The 17,488-nt window shown below is 63.1% G+C and carries 13 protein-coding genes; 6 read left to right on the top strand and 7 right to left on the bottom strand.

Annotated elements, in window-relative coordinates; genetic code table 11:
• Positions 1-12: 12 nt before the first annotated feature.
• The 5 genes from urtE to urtA form a co-directional block, all read right to left on the bottom strand.
• The gene (urtE, locus tag ACIPHM_RS17760; RefSeq protein WP_400330781.1) at positions 13-702 is read right to left on the bottom strand and encodes an urea ABC transporter ATP-binding subunit UrtE; all 690 of its coding nucleotides are present in this window, start codon (positions 700-702) and stop codon (positions 13-15) included.
• Positions 703-717: 15 nt separating this feature from the next.
• On the bottom strand, positions 718-1,461 hold the full coding sequence (urtD, locus tag ACIPHM_RS17755) for an urea ABC transporter ATP-binding protein UrtD (RefSeq protein ID WP_400330779.1): 744 nt from the start codon (positions 1,459-1,461) through the stop codon (positions 718-720).
• Between the two features lie 3 nt (positions 1,462-1,464).
• Entirely contained in the window at positions 1,465-2,640 is a 1,176-nt protein-coding gene (urtC, locus tag ACIPHM_RS17750; RefSeq protein WP_400330776.1) for an urea ABC transporter permease subunit UrtC, read from the bottom strand.
• 63 nt (positions 2,641-2,703) lie between these two features.
• Complete coding sequence (gene urtB, locus ACIPHM_RS17745; RefSeq protein ID WP_400330773.1) at positions 2,704-3,621, bottom strand: urea ABC transporter permease subunit UrtB; 918 nt, start codon at positions 3,619-3,621, stop codon at positions 2,704-2,706.
• A 55-nt stretch (positions 3,622-3,676) separates the two neighbouring features.
• Positions 3,677-4,951, bottom strand: coding sequence for an urea ABC transporter substrate-binding protein (urtA, locus tag ACIPHM_RS17740; protein ID WP_400330770.1), 1,275 nt, complete (start codon positions 4,949-4,951; stop codon positions 3,677-3,679).
• Between the two features lie 187 nt (positions 4,952-5,138).
• On the opposite strand from urtA, the gene ACIPHM_RS17735 reads away from it, so the two are divergent.
• From ACIPHM_RS17735 to ACIPHM_RS17720, 4 genes are all read left to right on the top strand, one after another.
• Positions 5,139-8,567 carry an ATP-binding protein gene (locus ACIPHM_RS17735; protein ID WP_400330767.1) on the top strand — a complete coding sequence of 1,143 codons (3,429 nt, stop codon included), beginning with the start codon at positions 5,139-5,141 and terminating at the stop codon, positions 8,565-8,567.
• Complete coding sequence (locus ACIPHM_RS17730; RefSeq protein WP_400330897.1) at positions 8,560-9,552, top strand: response regulator; 993 nt, start codon at positions 8,560-8,562, stop codon at positions 9,550-9,552. The genes ACIPHM_RS17735 and ACIPHM_RS17730 overlap by 8 nt, the downstream gene beginning before the upstream one ends.
• A gap of 183 nt (positions 9,553-9,735) precedes the next feature.
• Positions 9,736-11,079: an NADP-specific glutamate dehydrogenase gene (gdhA, locus tag ACIPHM_RS17725; protein ID WP_400330764.1), complete on the top strand. Its 1,344-nt coding sequence runs from the start codon at positions 9,736-9,738 to the stop codon at positions 11,077-11,079.
• Positions 11,080-11,225: 146 nt separating this feature from the next.
• The gene (locus ACIPHM_RS17720; protein ID WP_400330761.1) at positions 11,226-12,029 is read left to right on the top strand and encodes a class I SAM-dependent methyltransferase; all 804 of its coding nucleotides are present in this window, start codon (positions 11,226-11,228) and stop codon (positions 12,027-12,029) included.
• A 37-nt stretch (positions 12,030-12,066) separates the two neighbouring features.
• Here the strand turns inward: ACIPHM_RS17720 and ACIPHM_RS17715 are convergent, their stop codons facing one another.
• Together ACIPHM_RS17715 and prpR are read right to left on the bottom strand one after the other, a co-directional pair.
• The gene (locus ACIPHM_RS17715) at positions 12,067-12,543 is read right to left on the bottom strand and encodes a CesT family type III secretion system chaperone (RefSeq protein ID WP_400330758.1); all 477 of its coding nucleotides are present in this window, start codon (positions 12,541-12,543) and stop codon (positions 12,067-12,069) included.
• 227 nt (positions 12,544-12,770) lie between these two features.
• The gene (gene prpR, locus ACIPHM_RS17710) at positions 12,771-14,786 is read right to left on the bottom strand and encodes a propionate catabolism operon regulatory protein PrpR (RefSeq protein ID WP_400330755.1); all 2,016 of its coding nucleotides are present in this window, start codon (positions 14,784-14,786) and stop codon (positions 12,771-12,773) included.
• Between the two features lie 265 nt (positions 14,787-15,051).
• Between prpR and ACIPHM_RS17705 the strand changes: the two genes are divergently transcribed.
• The gene (locus ACIPHM_RS17705; RefSeq protein ID WP_400330752.1) at positions 15,052-15,933 is read left to right on the top strand and encodes an oxaloacetate decarboxylase; all 882 of its coding nucleotides are present in this window, start codon (positions 15,052-15,054) and stop codon (positions 15,931-15,933) included.
• A 131-nt stretch (positions 15,934-16,064) separates the two neighbouring features.
• Positions 16,065-17,396, top strand: a complete 1,332-nt coding sequence (locus ACIPHM_RS17700; protein ID WP_400330749.1) for an MFS transporter — start codon at positions 16,065-16,067, stop codon at positions 17,394-17,396.
• The last annotated feature ends 92 nt before the right edge of the window (positions 17,397-17,488 follow it).

Genomic DNA, 17,488 nt, shown 5'->3' with positions numbered 1-17,488 from the left:
GTGGCGCCGGGTTTACACAGAGAGGTATTCGCGGATACGGTCGGTGTCGCCAGCGTCGCGCGTGCTCTGATGCACGAAGCGTCCGCCCTCGATCACGAACAATCGATCCGCAACGTCCAACGCGAAGCTCAGCACTTGTTCCGAGACGACGATGGCAATGTTGCGAGTCGCGCGAATCTGGTTCAGCGCCTTTGCGATGTCTTTGATGACGGACGGCTGAATGCCCTCGGTCGGTTCGTCGAGCAGCAACACCTTCGGATCGGTGGCGAGCGCGCGCGCAATGGCGAGTTGTTGTTGCTGTCCGCCCGAGAGATTGCCGCCCTTGCGGCGGCGCATGTCGAACAGTACGGGGAACAGGGCGTAGAGATCGTCGGGGACGGACTGGCGTCCCGCGTTTTCGAGGCCCGTCTGAATATTTTCTTCGACGGTGAGCGACGCGAAGATCTGCCGCCCCTGCGGCACGTATCCGATGCCTTTGGCCACGCGCCGATAACTTTCGTCTTTCGACACGTCGGTGCCGTCCACGTGCACCGTGCCGCGATTGGCAGGCAGCATGCCGATCAGCGATTTGAACAGTGTGGTCTTGCCCATGCCGTTGCGGCCCATTACCGCAACGCTTTCGCCGCTCGCGACGGAAAACCCGATGCCGTGCAGCACCTCGCTCTGACCGTAGCTAACGACAAGATCGTCGACTTCCAGCATGATGTGTCCCTCCGTTCAGTGGCCGAGATAGACATCGATCACGCGCGGGTCGGACTGCACCCGAGCCATCGGGCCTTCCGCCAGAATCTTGCCCTGATGCATGACAGTGACCTTGTGCGCGATTCGCTCGACGAACGCCATGTCGTGCTCGATGACGATCATGGAGCGGTTTCGGCAGATTCGATCAAGCAGCTCGGCCGTGAGTTCGCGCTCGCGCACGCTCATGCCGGCAATCGGCTCGTCCAGCATCAGAAGTTCGGGATCCTGCATAAGCAGCATACCAATTTCCAGCCATTGTTTCTGCCCGTGCGAGAGCAGACCCGCCTCGAGGTCCAGCAACGCCGCCAGTCCAATTTCGTCGGCGACCGCACGCACACGATCCGCCACTTCGGCGTCGGGACGGTAGAAGAGCGCACCGAACACGCCGCGCCCGCGAGGAAACGACACCTCAAGGTTTTGCGCGACGCTCAGGTTTTCGTAGATCGACGGCGTTTGAAACTTGCGGCCGATACCCTTGTGAACGCGCCGGAACTCGGCCAGCCGGGTGATCTCTTCATTGCGGAACTTGATGCTGCCCGCGGTTTCCTTCGTCTTGCCGCAGATGAGATCGAGCAGCGTGGTTTTGCCCGCCCCGTTCGGCCCGATGACCACGCGCAGCTCGCCGCGCTCCAGATACAGATTCAGCGAATCGATGGCCTTGAACCCGTCGAACGAGACGGTCAGGTCTTCGATGGCCAGTAGAAAGTCGGTGTTGCTCATGCCTCACGCCTCCTTGTTCGTCACGCCGAGCATGCGGCGCATGCGCGGGCGCAAGTGCGCTTCGTACAGTCCGGCCAGGCCGTTCGGGAACGCCATCACCACACCGATGAACATCGCCGCCATCAGGTAGAGCCACAGGTTCGGAAAGCTCTCGGAAAACCAGCTTTTGCCGAGGTTCACGAGAATCGCGCCGTATGCCGCGCCCACGAGCGACATGCGCCCGCCCACCGCGGCGTAGATCACCATCTCGATGGACGGCACGATGCCGACGAACGACGGCGACATGAAGCCGACCTGCAACGTGAACATCGCGCCGCCAATCGCGGCGAGCAGCGCTGCAAAGCAGAACGAGAACACCTTGAACATCGACACGTCGTAGCCGGAAAAGCGCACGCGATCTTCCTTGTCGCGCATGGCGAGCAGCAGCGTGCCGAGCTTGCCGCGCTGCACCCAGCGGCATACGAGCAGCGCCACGATCAGGAGCGCCGCGTTGACGAAGTACAGGACCAGCTTCGCGTGATCGGTGCGAATGTCCCAGCCGAGCAGGGTGCGCAGGTCGGTAATGCCGTTCACACCGCCGGTATAGCCCTGCTGGCCGATGATGAGCACCGACAGAATGAGGGCGACCGCTTGCGTGATGATCGCGAAGTACACGCCGCCCACCCGTCGCTTGAACATTGCGTAACCGACCACGAAAGCGAGCGCCGTGGGCACGGCCAGTACCGCGAGAATCGCGAACGGCAGCGAGTGGAACGGCCGCCACCAGTCGGGCAACGCGGTGAGCTGGTTCCAGTCCATGAAGTCCGGAATGCCGGGCGTGGTCTGGGTGCTCGTGGCCGCCGCGCTGGAGGCTTCGAGCTTGAGGAACATCGCCATCGCGTAGCCGCCCAGCCCGAAGAAAACGCCCTGCCCGAGACTGAGCACGCCGCCGTAGCCCCAGGCGATCACGAGACCCACGGCCACGAACGCGTAAGTCAGGTACTTGCCCATGAGATTCAGGCGGAAGGTGTCGAGCGCGAGCGGGAACACAACCACGATGAGCAGCGCGAGGATCACGATGCCCGCATATCCCGACGCGTCGAACCGGGCCGCGAGCGCGCGCCAGCCACCGGGCGCGGCGTTGGCATCGGGTTCGGACCCGAGGGAGACATCGCCCGCCGCAGGTTGGATGGGTTTCATGTACATCTCTCCATACAGAGAATCGGTGAGCGACCGGGCCTGTCGTGTGCCCGGTCGCGAGACTTACACGCGTCGCACTTTCGAGGCGAACAACCCTTGCGGGCGCACCATCAGAATCATCACGACGATCAGCAACGTCAGCACGCGCGCAATGGAGCCGGAAAGGAAGAACTCGCTGATCGACTGCATCTGCGCAATGCCGAACGCGGACGCCACCGTGCCGAGCAGACTCGCCGCCCCGCCGAACGTCACGACGAGGAACGAATCGACGATATAGAGCGACCCGCTCGTCGGCCCGGTCGAGCCGATGGCCGTGAATGCGGCGCCGGCCACGCCCGCAATGCCGCAGCCGATGGCGAAGGTCATGCGGTCGGTGCGACGCGTGTTGATCCCGGCCGCGTTCGCCATGGGACGGTTGGCGACCGTGGCGCGCACGCGCAGTCCCCAGCGCGAGCGGTACAACGCGAGCAACAGGCCCCCCGTCATGACGAGCGCCAGGCCCATCACGAACATGCCGCTCACCGGAATGTCGAGACCCGGCGACGGCTCCCACGATCCCATGAGCCAGTCGGGCAGCGCGGGGCTGACTTCCTTCGGACCGAACGTCGAGCGAAACACCTGCTGCATGCCCAGACTCAGCCCCCAGGTGGCGAGCAAGGTGTCCAGCGGGCGGCGGTACAGATGCCGGATCAATGCCCATTCCGCGAGCCAGCCTGCACCGAATGCGAGCACGAAGGCCGCAACGATCGCGAAGAAGAAATAAACCGGCGTGAAGACTGGCCAGACGTTCTGCGTGATCCACGAGAACATGTAGACGGTGTAGGCGCCGATCGTCATGAACTCGCCGTGCGCCATATTGATGACACCCATCTGGCCGAAGATCACGGCAAGCCCGAGCCCCATCAGGAGCAGAACACTGAACAGGCTCAGTCCCGCGAAGCCCTGCATCAGCGTGATGTTGAAAATGTCGTTGGCGGACATTGAACGCTCCTCGCGCGATGGCCGCACGGCCATCGCGCTGCTGCGGGTTGACGGATTACATGTAGCCCTTCGGGAACGGATCCGGATGGATCGGTTCCGGCGATTGCGCCACCACCTTGAACTGCCCGTCCGCCTGCCCTTGCCCGATCAGCGAACGGCTCCACAGGTGATGGTTCGGATCGACCTTCGCGTAGCCCTGCGGGGCGTTCGGCAGCTCGATGTTCGCCGAGGCGGCGACCACCTTGTTCACGTCGAAGCTGCCCGCACGCTCGCAAGCCGCCTTCCAGATCCACGGCCCGAGGTAGGCCGCCTGCGTCACGTCGCCGATCACCGACTTCGCGCCGTAGCGCGCCTTGAACGCGGCGACGAACTTTTTGTTGTTGTCGTTATCGAGCGACTGGAAGTACTTCATCGACGAGTAGAAGCCGGCGAAGTTTTCGCCCCCAATGCCCAGCACTTCGTCTTCGGTGACGGACAACGTCAGCAGGAACTGCTTTTGCGGCGTGATGCCAGCCGCCTTGAGCTGCTTGTAGAACGCCACGTTCGAGCCGCCCACCACCGTCGCGAAAATGCAGTCGGGGCGCGCGAGCTTGATCTTGTTCATCAGCGAATTGAATTCGGTTGTGCCGAGGGGGTAATACTCCTCGCCCACCACCTTCGCGTGCAGATGCTGCTCGATGTGACGGCGCGCGATCTTGTTCGACGTGCGCGGCCAGATATAGTCGGAGCCGATCAGGAAGAACGTCTTCGCCTTCTTCGTATTCGACGCCCAGTCGAGCGCCCAGAGGATCTGTTGCGTGGCTTCCTGCCCGGTGTAGAAGACGTTCTTCGACTGCTCCAGACCTTCATAGAACGTTGGGTAGTACAGCAGCCCGTTGTCCTTCTCGAAAACCGGCAGCACCGCCTTGCGCGAAGCGGACGTCCAGCAGCCGAACACGGCGGCGACATGGTCGTTCTCGAGTAGTTTCTTCGACTTCTCGGCGTAGGTCGGCCAGTCGGACGCACCGTCTTCCTGAATGATGTTGATCTTGCGACCGAGCACACCGCCCATGGCGTTGATCTGTTCGATGGCAAGCCGCTCGGCCTGAATCGAGCCGGTTTCCGAGATGGCCATCGTGCCGGTGGCCGAGTGCAATTGGCCGACGGTCACGGTCGTATCCGTCACGGCCAGACCCGTGGTGTTCACCTTGGCTGTCGGCGGCACCTGCGCGTACGACGCACGCGGCAGGCCCAGCGCCATGAGCGGGGCGGCGGCCAGGCCGCCAAGCAACCGCCTGCGCAACGGCGAAGCCGTGCGCTCGTCATCCTCGAATCGATCGTTTGCAGACATCACGTTCTCCTGGTCTTGGGCCCTGTGCGAAAACGCGACGGGCTGGTTTCAAGGGGTTGAACGCAATGTAGGGAGCCAATTTGGCGATCGAAATACGTCGAACGACGTATTTCCCGGTTATCCGCTTGGAATGTAATTTGCTTGAGACATAGCCTGCGCTGTTTTTGCACCAATCCGGATCGTTGTCATGGCCAAGATGCACCAGAATTCAGTACGCGCGCCCGGCACGCAGCGCATCGTCAAGGTGCGCCGCGACTACAACGCCTGGGTGCGGGACGAGACGCTCGAAGACTACGCATTGCGCTTCACGCCGCGCTCGTTTCGCCGCTGGTCGGAGCTGCGTGTGGCCAACACGGCGCTTGGCGGCGTGTCGTTTCTGGTGCTGGAGGCGATCGGTGGCAGCCTCGTCATCAACTACGGATTCACGAACGCGGTCTGGGCCATCGCTGTCGTGTCGGTGCTGATCTATCTCACGAGCCTGCCGATCAGCTACTACGCCGCGCGCTACGGCGTGGATATGGATCTGCTCACGCGTGGTGCAGGATTCGGCTATATCGGCTCGACGGTCACCTCCCTTCTCTACGCCATCTTCACGTTTTTATTTTTCGCGCTGGAGGCGGCCATCATGGCGCTGGCGCTACAACTGTCCTTTCACATCTCGCTGGCGATTGCGTACGTCATCAGTTCACTGGTGGTGATTCCGCTCGTGATGTTCGGCATCACGCTTATCAACCGCCTGCAGAGCTGGACCCAGCCGCTGTGGCTGCTGCTGCTCGTGCTGCCGTATGCGGCGGTGCTGTGGCACCAGCCCGGTCTGGTGGCCGACTGGACCACCTTCGCGGGCTTCGCGCCGCAGGGGCGGGCGTTCAGTCTCATTGCGTTCGGGCAGGCGTCGACCGTGGTATTTGCCCTGATCGTGCAGGTCGGCGAACAGGTGGACTATCTGCGCTTCCTGCCGCCGCTCACGCAGAAGAATCGCAAGCGCTGGTGGCTCGCGCTGCTCTCGGCGGGACCGGGGTGGATTGTGCCCGGCGCACTCAAGATGCTCGGCGGCGCGTTCCTGGCGTTCGTTGCAGTTCAGCACGAAGTGGATATCGCACACGCCGCGCAGCCCACGCAAATGTATCTCGCGGCGTATCACATACTGCTCGACCCCGTTGGACTGGCGGGGTGGGCGCTGCCTGCCATGACGCTGTTCGTCATCGTCTCCCAGTTGAAGATCAACGTGACGAACGCCTATGCGGGCTCGCTCGCGTGGTCGAACTTCTTTGCACGTCTGACGCACAGTCATCCGGGACGCGTTGTGTGGCTCGTGTTCAACGTGATGATCGCGTTGCTGCTCGTCGAGATCGGCGTATTCGACGTGATCGGCAAGGTGCTGTCGCTGTATGCCAACGTGGCCGTCGCGTGGGTGGGCGCGTTGTGTGCGGATCTGGTCATCAACAAGCCGTTCGGATTCAGTCCGCGTCATATCGAGTTCAAACGCGCGCATCTCTACGACGTGAACCCGGTGGGGTTGGGATCGATGCTGATTGCCGCGGCGGTCGCGTTGCTGGCACGAGGTGGCCTGTTCGGCGAGCTGGGCGAGGCGATGTCGCTGTTCATTGCGTTCGGCGTGGCGTTCGTCTGTGCGCCACTCATCGCCGTGGCCACGCGCGGCAAGTATTACCTCGCGCGCGAGCCACAGGCGACGGGCGACGCCCTCTCACTTCGCTGCGCGATCTGCGAACACGAATTCGAGCCGGAAGACACCGCGCATTGCCCCGCGTACGGCGGCACGATCTGCTCGCTGTGCTGCTCGCTCGACTCGCGCTGTCATGATCGCTGCAAACCGCATGCGCGCTTCTCCGCGCAAGCCGATCACGCGTTGCACCGCGTGTTTCCGAGGGTGCGGCTCGGTCCTTCCGCGCTGCGTCTCATCCGGTATGCGAGTCTCGTACTGGCGATGCTCAGTGTGCTGGCCGGCGTGCTGTATCTGATCTGGTCGCAGAGCGTGATGTCGCTCGGCGCGCTCGACGCACAGACCGGACGCACCATTGCGAGCAGCTTCCTGAAGATCTTCTTCGCGCTGTCGCTCGTGGGCTGCATTGCCGCGTGGTGGTTCGTGCTGGAGCGCGAAAGCCGACACGTCACTCAGGAGGAATCGCAGCGGCAGAACGAGCTGTTGATGGCCGAAATCGACGCGCACCAGAAAACCGACGAAGCGCTCAAGCGCGCCACCGCAGCGGCCGAATCGGCGAATCAGGCCAAGAGCCGCTATGTCTCGGGGCTCAGTCATGAGCTGCGTACCCCGCTGAACAGCATCCTCGGCTACGCGCAGTTGCTGTTGCAAGCGAAAGACGAACTGACGCCGTCTCGCTACAACGCGGTGCGCACCATTCATCGCAGCGGCGAGCATTTGTTGGCGCTGGTCGACGGCCTGCTGGACGTGGCGCGCATCGAAGCGGGCAAGCTGCAACTGAACATCGCGAAGGTGTCCCTCACCGATTTTGTGACGCACGTCACATCGATGCTGGGTCCGCTGGCGATGGAGAAGGCATTGGCCTTCGACGTGCAGACCATCGGCCGGATACCCGCCACGGTGAAGTGCGACCAGAAGTATCTCGGCCAGATTCTCACCAATCTGATCGGCAACGCGATTCGTTTCACGTCGGCGGGCACGGTGACGTTGCGCGTGAGTCATGCGCTCGACACGCTGAAATTCGAAGTGGCCGACACCGGTCCGGGGATTGCGCCGCAAGAGATGGAGCGGCTCTTTCTCCCCTTCGAGCGGGGGGACGCCGCACACGCACACGATCATGGCGCCGGGCTCGGGCTGACGATCTGCCGGTTGCTCACGCACGCGCTCGGCGGCAGTCTCGAAGTCGACAGTCAGGTGGGGCGCGGCACGCGCTTCGTCGTGAAGCTCTTCGCACCCGCCGTGCACAGTGCGCCGGACGTCTACACGGAACTGGCGGCCATTCGCGGCTATGAGGGGCCGCGTCGCGCCATTCTCGTGGTGGACGATCTGGCGGACCAGCGGGGCATCGTCGTACAACTGCTCTCGCCGCTCGGTTTCGACGTGACGCAGACGTCGAGCGGACCCGACGCATTGCGCTGGCTCGGCACCCATACGGCCGACGCCATCATCATGGACGTCTCCATGCCATTGATGGACGGCTACGAAACGAGTCGTCTGATTCGCGAGAACCAGCTCTCGAGCGCCCCCATCGTGTTGCTGTCCGCCAACGCATTTGCCGACGATCGCGAGCGCGCCAGCGCCACCGGGTGTGCGGGATATCTGGCCAAGCCGCTGCAAGTAAATCTGCTGCTCGACAAGCTCGCGCAACTCCTGACGCTCGAATGGATTGCGTCGGATACGCCTGCGCCCGCCGAGATTCCCGCGCCGACGCCTGTCGAAAGCCGTATTGTCCTGCCCGCGCCGATTTTGCAGCGCATACGTGCCCATCTCGATGTCGGCTATATGCAAGGCGTGGTGGAACAGCTCGAAGCGGCGCGCGCCACTTACCCGGCGCTTTGCGCTCAGATCGACACGCTGCGTGCACTGGCCGAGCGTTTTCAGTTGCGAGACCTTGAGAATGCACTTGACCGACTGCCCCGCCATTCCGATGCATGACGTTCGCATCGAGGCCGACGACCCGCCGGCATGGGCGGGCGATCGCCCCGTCGTGCTGATCGTCGACGATACGCCGGACAATCTGGCGTTCCTTTCCGACACGTTGCAGGCGCATGGTTACGCAGTGCTTGTTGCGTTGAGCGGCGAGGCGGCATTGAAGTGCCTGGCGCGTGTCACGCCCGACGTCGTGCTGCTCGACGCATTGATGCCCGAGATGGATGGGTTCGAGACATGTAGCCGGATGAAGCAGGACGCCCGTCACGAGCATCTCCCCGTGATCTTCATGACGGCACTCACCGAAAGCGAGCACGTGGTGCGAGGCTTTCGCGTGGGCGGGATCGATTACGTGACGAAGCCCGTTCGGCCGGAGGAGGTTTGTGCTCGTATCGGAGCACACGTCTTGCGCTCGCGCGCACAGTCCTACGCACAAGCGGCGCTATCGCTCGATGCACGCGCCGCGCTGATTGTGGACGATGCCGGGACCATTCGCTGGCGCAGTCCGCACGCCGCGCGGCAGATCGTGGCATATGGCGGGGAGCGCGGGGAGAGTGCAGACGACGGTGAACTGCCGGGAAACACCGCCGAGCAAACGCGCTTGCCCGCGCCGTTGCGCAGTTGGTTCGTCGACTGGCTGGCGCAAGGCGGTCCTGCGGACGCCATGCACGAATTCACGGTGGGCAACGTACGACGCTCGGCGACCGCCACACCGGCGCCAAAACTCGGCGAGTGGATCGTCATGCTCACCGAAGCCGACGACACCGCGCACTGCAACGCCCTTGCGGCGCGCTTCAGTCTGACCGCGCGCGAGGCCGAAGTCCTCCTGTGGGTATCGCGCGGCAAGACGAATCGGGATATCGGCGACATCCTCGGCATGGCGCCGCGGACCGTAAACAAGCACCTCGAACACCTGTTCCGCAAGCTGAACGTGGAAACTCGCGCCACGGCTGCGGCGCTGGCAGTGAAAGTGCTCGTCGACCGGACATAGCGACGGTAGCGCCACATTGCGATATTCCTTTGGCGCCAGCGCGAGTGATTGGCAGTACGTGCTATGCCAGCACAATCTGCCGAATTTCACGCAAATTTTTTTCTTTTTCAATCATCTCGCGATCCCAATTGGTGCAAAATGCTTTTTCCGCACAAGAATAAGCACCATTGATGGGCACCCGAGATGAAATATCAATCACTTGACGACTTTCTTCGCGCCACCGCCGAGCGCAACCCCGGCCAACCGGAATTCCTGCAAGCTGTCACGGAGGTGATGGAAAGCCTGTGGCCGTTCATATCGCAACATCCCAAATATGCCGAGCACGGACTGCTTGACCGACTGGTCGAGCCGGAACGTACCGTTATGTTCCGCGTGTCGTGGGTCGACGACCATGGCGACGTTCAGGTCAACCGCGGCTATCGCATCCAGCACAGCTCCGCCATCGGCCCCTACAAGGGCGGCTTGCGCCTGCATCCGTCGGTCAATCTCTCCATCCTCAAATTCCTCGCCTTCGAGCAGACCTTCAAGAACGCGCTGACCACCTTGCCGATGGGCGGTGGCAAGGGTGGCGCCGACTTCGATCCGAAGGGCAAGAGCCCCGGCGAAGTCATGCGCTTCTGTCAGGCCTTCGTGAGCGAATTGTTCCGCCATGTCGGCAGCGATACGGATGTGCCCGCCGGTGATATCGGTGTCGGCGCTCGCGAAGTCGGCTTCATGGCCGGCATGATGAAGAAGCTCTCCAACCGCGCCGACTGCGTGTTTACCGGCAAAGGGCTGTCGTTCGGCGGCTCGCTGATTCGTCCGGAAGCTACCGGCTACGGCACGGTGTACTTCGCCGAGGAGATGCTCAAACAGACGGGCCGGAGCTTCGACGGCTTGCGCGTGAGCGTCTCGGGCTCGGGCAACGTCGCTCAATACGCCGTCGAGAAAGCGATGGCGCTCGGCGCGAAGGTCGTCACCGTCTCGGATTCGAGCGGCACCGTGGTCGACGAAGACGGCTTCACCACCGAAAAGCTCGCCGAATTGATGGACGTGAAGAACCATCACTACGGACGCGTGAGCGACTACGCCAAACGCACCGGCCTCAAATTCCTGGCCGGCGAGCGCCCGTGGCACATCCCCGTCGATGTCGCACTGCCGTGCGCTACGCAAAACGAACTGAATGCCGACGACGCCGAGACGCTGATCGGGAACGGTGTGATCTGCGTGGCGGAAGGTGCGAACATGCCCTCGACCAACGAAGCCGCCAAGCGCTTCGAGAGCAAGGGCATTCTGTACGCACCGGGCAAGGCCAGCAATGCGGGCGGCGTCGCCACGTCGGGGCTGGAGATGAGCCAGAACGCCATGCGCATTTCGTGGCCGCGCGAGGAAGTCGATGCACGATTGCACGACATCATGCGCAGCATTCACGAAGTTTGCGTACAGCATGGCCGCCGCGCGGACGGATCGGTCAGCTATGTGAATGGCGCGAACGTCGCCGGCTTTGTGAAGGTCGCCGACGCGATGCTCGCACAAGGTGTGATCTGAGCGAGACGTCTGCCGTAGTGTCGTCGTCACGAAAAAGCGCTGTCCTCACGGGCAGCGCTTTTACCGTCCACACCGTGCGCAGGCTCGCGCATCGATATGCGTTTCTCGCCCACAGGCAGTTCCCAACTTTGCGACAGGAAGACACCATGCCTGAATCAACGACGAAATTTCCCAATGTTCTCGAACACAACCGCGCCGCGTGGAATCGCCAGGCGGCGCAACAATGCGAGTGGTCGCGCCCTGTCGATCCGCTAGTCATTGCCGACGCGCGAAAAGGCGACTGGCGCGTTCATCTGACGCCGTGCGCGCTGCCCGCCGGCTGGTTGCCCGATGACGTGCGCGGCGTGCGCATCTTGTGTCTCGCATCCGCAGGCGGACAGCAAGCCCCGGTGCTCAGTGCCGCGGGCGCACACGTTACCGTGCTCGATGTTTCCGACGAACAGCTCGCGCAAGACGACATGGTCGCGCGTCGCGACGGCCTGACCCTGACGACCGTGCGGGGCGACATGCGCGATCTCTCCAGGTTCGAAGACGCCTCGTTCGACGTCGTCTTCCATCCGATTTCCAACCAGTACGTGCCGGACATCGGCCCGGTGTGGCGGGAGTGCTTTCGCGTGCTGTGCGCCGGCGGCCGGCTGCTCAGCAGCTTCTTCAACCCGGTGGTGTTCGTGGCGGATCGCAATGCGCAAGACCTGGCGCAGGGCATCCTCCGCCCGCGCTTCAAGGTGCCCTACTCCGACCTGCGCGACCTGACGCCCGATGAACTCGCCGCAAAGCAATCAAGCGGCGACGCACTGATCTTTGGCCACAGCCTCACCGAGCAGATCGGCGGACAACTCGACGCGGGCTTCGTCCTCAAAGGCTTCGTTGAGGACGAACAACCGAATCCGCGATTCGTGATCGACCGGTTCTTGCCGACGTTCGTCGCCACGTATGCCGTGAAGCCATGATGCGCGCGAGATCACACCCGTGACCGGGCGGGGCGGCTCAGCACAGCGCGGGCGCTCGTGCCGGGTCATGCGATTGCCGCACGCGGCGGATGTCGTCGCCGAGCCCGATCTGGGCGTGGTCGATCGACTTGCACCACTGGTCGCACCAGTCGAGCAACTCGACTGTCGTCGCGGCCAGTTGGGCAGCGCTCGCGAGGTGTTGTGGAAGCGTTGCGATGGCGATGGGGTGCGACGCCTGCGGGTGCCACACGACAACCGGCGATTCGCCGCGTAGCGTCTCGAGGGTCATTCTGGGAAACAGCGAGAGCACCTGCTTCGCGGGCAGTTCCATGAGGGCGTCGGGCAGCGGTACGGACAGCGTCAATACCAACTGATCGCGGGTACACAGGATCACCAGCTCGCGTGTCTGATCGACGATAAAGCCGCAGGTACCGGCGTCGTCAAACGCGAGAGCGGGGACGCCGATCATTTCCCCAAACTCCCGCAGAATTTCTCCGTGGAATCGTTTCGTCACATTCGTCCTTCGGTTTTTCGGTTTGTGTGAATTAAAAATCGAAGAACTGAGAGCGTGCTTTTGAAAGTTTGCTCCCTATGAGGGACTTATTGCTCCATTCCCTAATGGAACGGTCGGCTTCGGGCGCATTTGAAAATGTCATTGTCGAAAATCAGGAGGCTTGCCCCGTTTTCGATGGCGGGAGGCGTGAGCGCCTGCGTACGTAGACGCCGGGGGCCGAGTCGACGTCAACCGCCGTCCTTCATCAGTCGCCAGAACGTCGTGCGGCTGATGCCCAGTGCACGCGCCGCCGCCGCGCGATTGCCGCAAGCGGTGTGCAAGGCAGCAAGCGCTGCATCGCGTGTGAGCGGGATGATCGGCGTAGCCGATGTTTGCGGGGCGTGAGCCGCGACATCGTTGCGCGCCGGCTTTTCCGGCTCGCTCAGCCGCTGTAATTCGGGAAACACGTCATGCAGTGTCTGCGCGTGATGGGTGACGTCGCTATCGAGATAGATCGCCGCGCGGGCGAGCAGGTTCTCCAGCTCGCGCACGTTCCCCGGCCAGTCGTAGTGCGTGAAGAGCGGCGAGAGCACGTCGAGAATCAACGCCGATGCGCGTGCATTCAGTCCGAACTGCACCGCGTTTCTCGCCAACAGCGTCTGTGCCAGCAGACGAATATCCTCTCGACGCTCGCGTAAGGCGGGCAGCGTCACCTGAAGCAGGTTCAGCCGGAAATACAGATCCGCGCGGAAGCGCCCCTCCGCCACCAGCGTATTGAGATCGCGGTGCGTTGCCGCGATCACGCGCACGTCCACCGGCACCGGGCGGCCCGAGCCGAGCCGCATCACCTCGCGTTCCTGCAACACGCGAAGCAAGCGGTTTTGCATCGCGGCCGGCATCTCGCCAATCTCGTCGAGGAAGATCGTGCCGGTGTGCGCGATCTCGAAGAGCCCGGCCTTGCCGCCGCGCCGCGCGCCCGTAAACGCGCCCTCGTCATGCCCGAACAACTCGCTCTCGATCAGTCCCTCGGGCAACGCGGCACAGTTGAACGCGACGAACGGATTGCCGCGTCGCGCACTCGCGTTGTGAATGCCCTGCGCGACCAGTTCCTTACCCGTGCCGCTCTCGCCGGTGAGCAGCACCGTCGCATCGTGCGACGCCCCCGTACGCGCGAGACGCCGCACTTTGTCGATGCGCGGCGAATTCCCCACCAATTCGGCAAGCTCGTGTTTCGCAACAAGATGCCTGGGCCGTTGCGTCGTCCGCAATGAGCGGTCGATGCGTTGGGCCATCTGTGCGTCCTGCACCGTCACGACCGCTCCGGCGCGCAGGCCGTGCTCATAGATCGGCACGCAGCTTGTGATGAACGCGCGCCCGTCGATATGCTCGAGACGCTCTTCTATCGCGACGCCGCTCTCCGACAACTCCCGCAGCATCGGCCCGAGCTTGCGCGTCAGTTCGAACTGACGTGCGCCCGGCGTCGCCACGCGCTCGGCGTCCACCCCCAGCAGCGTGAACATCGCTGGATTCACCGCTTCCAGTTGTCCGTTGTCGTCGAACGCGGCGACGCCATCGCGCATATGCGCCACGATGGTGTTCAGACGCAGGCGCTTCGACTCTTTTTCGCGGCTCACGCGCGCCAACTCGACCGACCGCTCGAACGCCTCGTCCACCGCACCGAGCGAGTAGAGGAAGACGTGTTCGAGCCCCGCCTGTTGCGCGAAGTCGCAGGCCATGCCGGGGCCAATGATGACCTTGCAGCCGAGTGCGGCCAGCGAATCGACGGCGTCCTGCACTTCGTCCGCGCTACGGTATGCGCGCTGCCGGATCTGGATCTTGAGCAACTGTCCCAGATCGTCGAGTTCGCGCGACACCGTCTCATGCAGCACGAGCCCCAGCGGCTGATCCGGCCAGGTGGTCGTTGCACGCGTGATCGCGCTGAGCACGTCGAAGCCATTGACCTTCACCGTCACAACCGGTACGCAGAGGTTTTCGCGCAGATACGCGCCATTCGAACCGGCGGCTAGCACGACATCGACCGCGCCCGATTCCACATACGACTGCAATGCCGTGACCGCCGCGCCATAGCCCTCTCGCACCGAGTAGAAGCGCGCACGGTCGGTGTAGCGCGGCGCGACCGTTTCGCACAGGGTCTGCAAGCGGCTGATGCTGACAAGGGCGACGCCCGGGCGGCGCTCGCGTGGATCGGACGGGGCGGGCGCGGCATGGCGCGGCGGTACCGTACCGGAAAGGCGGGTGGGCATGACGATGTCTCCGTACTGCGTGTCCGGCGCTGGCGAAACGTTTCACGAAACCGTTTCACGGGTGTTTCGACAGCGTTTCAAAAGCGTTTCACGAAACGTTTCAAATGTTGTGCGTCGATTTTGCCACATACGTGGAAAACGGGCTGTCCAGCGCAAGTCCCTGATTCGACGACGAATTGCGCGGCATTCTCAAATCGGATGACGGCTGGCACGCAGATTGCGAACGGTATTGGCATTTCCCCATCACCTTTCGGAGACAGTCATCATGACTACCGCGACCGCACAACGCCGTGCCGAATTTCGCCGCAAGGTCGAGGCCCGCCGCGGCCTGCTCGTGCCCGGCGCCTTTAACGCCCTCTCGGCGCGCGTGATTGAAGACGCCGGTTTCGAAGCGCTCTACCTCACCGGGGCGGGCGTCACCAATATGTCGCTCGGGCTGCCCGACCTCGCGTTCGTGGGTCTGGCCGAGATGGCCGAACACACCGCCCGCGTGCGCGACGCCGTGTCGCTGCCGATCATCGTCGACGCCGATACCGGCTTCGGCAATGCGCTGAACGTGCGTCACACCGTGCGCGTGCTCGAGCGCAGCGGCGCCGACGCCATCCAGTTCGAAGATCAGGTGTTGCCCAAGAAGTGCGGCCATTTCAACGGCAAGGCCGTGATCGGGGTCGATGAAATGGTCGGCAAGATTCGCGCCGCCGTCGACGCGCGTGAAGACAGCAACCTGCAAATCATCGCCCGCACCGATGCCGCCGCCGTCGAAGGAATCGACGCGGCGATCGAGCGCGGCCGCCGCTTCATCGAGGCCGGTGCCGACATTCTCTTCATCGAGGCGACGGAGACGCTGGCCGATATCGAACGTCTGCCGGCGCTGTTCGAGCGTCCGCAGTTGATCAACATCGTGATTGGCGGCAAGACGCCGACGCAATCGCAGCCGCGTCTGGCCGAGCTGGGCTACGGCATCGTGCTGTACGCGAACGCCGCGCTGCAAAGCGCCGTGCTGGGCATGCAGAAGGCGCTGGGCACGCTGCGCGATACGGGGCGTCTGGACGAAGATCCGTCGCTCGTGGTGCCTTTTGCCGAGCGTCAGCGCCTTGTGAACAAGCCGTTCTACGACGCCCTCGACAGGCAATACGCCGCCGACTGAGCGGCACCGGCTTGCGTATCACGGCGACGCCCGGCACGTGAGGCGTCGCCCCCTTTTTCCAGCAGCACAGCTTTGCCGCACGACAGCACCACTGCATGACGGCATCAAACAAAAAGTATTGGAGACAGATTGTGACGCCCCCCTCGGATTCCCTCGCAACACATCAGGCACGTCAATCACACCCCCCGCACGCCGCCACCGCCCGGCCGCCCGTCAAGATCGGGTCCATCGTGGGTGGCCTCGCGGGCAACCTGATCGAGTGGTACGACTTTCTCGCGTACAGCATCTTCTCGATCTATTTCGCGAAGGTTTTTTTCCCGGGCGACAACCCGACCGTTCAACTGATGAACACGGCGGCGATTGCGGCGGTCGGCTATGTGGCGCGTCCGCTGGGCAGTTGGCTCATCGGGCTGTACGCCGACCGGCGTGGCCGCAAGGCCGCGCTCACGGGGTCGGTGCTGGCCATGAGCGTCGGTTCGATGATGATTGCGCTCACGCCCGGCTATGCGAGCATCGGCATCTTCGCGCCGATCGTGCTGATCGCGGCGCGTCTGCTGCAAGGCCTGTCGATGGGCGGCGAGTACGGGACTAGCGCCACCTATCTGAGCGAAGTCGCCCCCGAGAATCGTAAGGGCTTCTTCCTGGGCTTCCTGCAAGTGAGCGTGGTCGCCGGGCAACTTGTCGCGCTCGGCCTGATGATGGTCATGCAACGCTGGCTGCTGAGCGCGGAGCAGATCGAGCATTGGGGATGGCGTATCCCGTTCGTGCTTGGCGGCGTGCTGGCGCTTTTCGCGCTGTACATGCGCCGCAACGTGACGGAGAGCGCGGCGTTTGTCGATAGCGCGAAGAAGCGCGAGACGTCGATTGCGCGTGAGGTGTTCGCGCATTGGCGTCAGATTCTGCTGGCCATCGGCATCACGATCGGCGGTACGGTGGCGTTCTATACGTTTACCGTCTACATGCAGAAGTTTCTGGTGAATTCGGTCGGGCTGTCGAAGGAGTCGTCGACGTTCGTCTCTACGCTCGCACTGCTGCTGTACATGCCGCTGCAACCGCTGTTCGGGCTGCTGTCGGACGTGATTGGGCGTCGCAAGGTGCTGATGATCTTCGGCGTGAGCACGACGCTCTTTTCCGTGCCGCTGTTCACCGCGCTGAGCCACACGAAGGACCCGTTGGTGGCGTTTCTGTTGTCGTTCGCCGGGCTGGTGATGCTCTCGGGCTTCACGTCGGTGCACATGCTCGCGAAGACCGAACTGTTCCCGCCGCGTATCCGTGCGCTGGCGGTGGGCTTTCCGTACGCGCTGACGACGGCGATCCTCGGCGGCACGACAGAGTTCGTCGCCCTGCGGTTCAAGGCAAGCGGTCACGAGTCGTATTTCTACTGGTACGTGACGGTCTGCGCGGCGATCTCGCTGGTGGTCTATCTGAAGATGCCCGAGACGCGCGGGCGGAAGTTCGACTAACGGAAGTTCGACTAACGTTTCGCCGTAGAAAACGAAGCGGCCGAACCAGGCGGCCGAACGAACCGGCAAACAAAAAGGCAGAAGACCTCTCG

This window comes from Pandoraea sp. NPDC087047 (genome assembly GCF_044745225.1).
Classification (GTDB): Bacteria; Pseudomonadota; Gammaproteobacteria; order Burkholderiales; family Burkholderiaceae; genus Pandoraea.
This window is presented reverse-complemented; position numbering and strand designations above follow the sequence as displayed.

Excerpts from the sequence above, each read along its gene's own strand:
- urtE (WP_400330781.1), bottom strand. The coding sequence starts at position 702 with ATGCTGGAAGTCGACGATCTTGTCGTTAGCTACGGTCAGAGCGAGGTG.
- urtD (WP_400330779.1), bottom strand. The coding sequence starts at position 1,461 with ATGAGCAACACCGACTTTCTACTGGCCATCGAAGACCTGACCGTCTCG.
- urtC (WP_400330776.1), bottom strand. The coding sequence starts at position 2,640 with ATGAAACCCATCCAACCTGCGGCGGGCGATGTCTCCCTCGGGTCCGAA.
- urtB (WP_400330773.1), bottom strand. The coding sequence starts at position 3,621 with ATGTCCGCCAACGACATTTTCAACATCACGCTGATGCAGGGCTTCGCG.
- urtA (WP_400330770.1), bottom strand. The coding sequence starts at position 4,951 with ATGTCTGCAAACGATCGATTCGAGGATGACGAGCGCACGGCTTCGCCG.
- ACIPHM_RS17735 (WP_400330767.1), top strand. The coding sequence starts at position 5,139 with ATGGCCAAGATGCACCAGAATTCAGTACGCGCGCCCGGCACGCAGCGC.
- ACIPHM_RS17730 (WP_400330897.1), top strand. The coding sequence starts at position 8,560 with ATGCATGACGTTCGCATCGAGGCCGACGACCCGCCGGCATGGGCGGGC.
- gdhA (WP_400330764.1), top strand. The coding sequence starts at position 9,736 with ATGAAATATCAATCACTTGACGACTTTCTTCGCGCCACCGCCGAGCGC.
- ACIPHM_RS17720 (WP_400330761.1), top strand. The coding sequence starts at position 11,226 with ATGCCTGAATCAACGACGAAATTTCCCAATGTTCTCGAACACAACCGC.
- prpR (WP_400330755.1), bottom strand. The coding sequence starts at position 14,786 with ATGCCCACCCGCCTTTCCGGTACGGTACCGCCGCGCCATGCCGCGCCC.
- ACIPHM_RS17705 (WP_400330752.1), top strand. The coding sequence starts at position 15,052 with ATGACTACCGCGACCGCACAACGCCGTGCCGAATTTCGCCGCAAGGTC.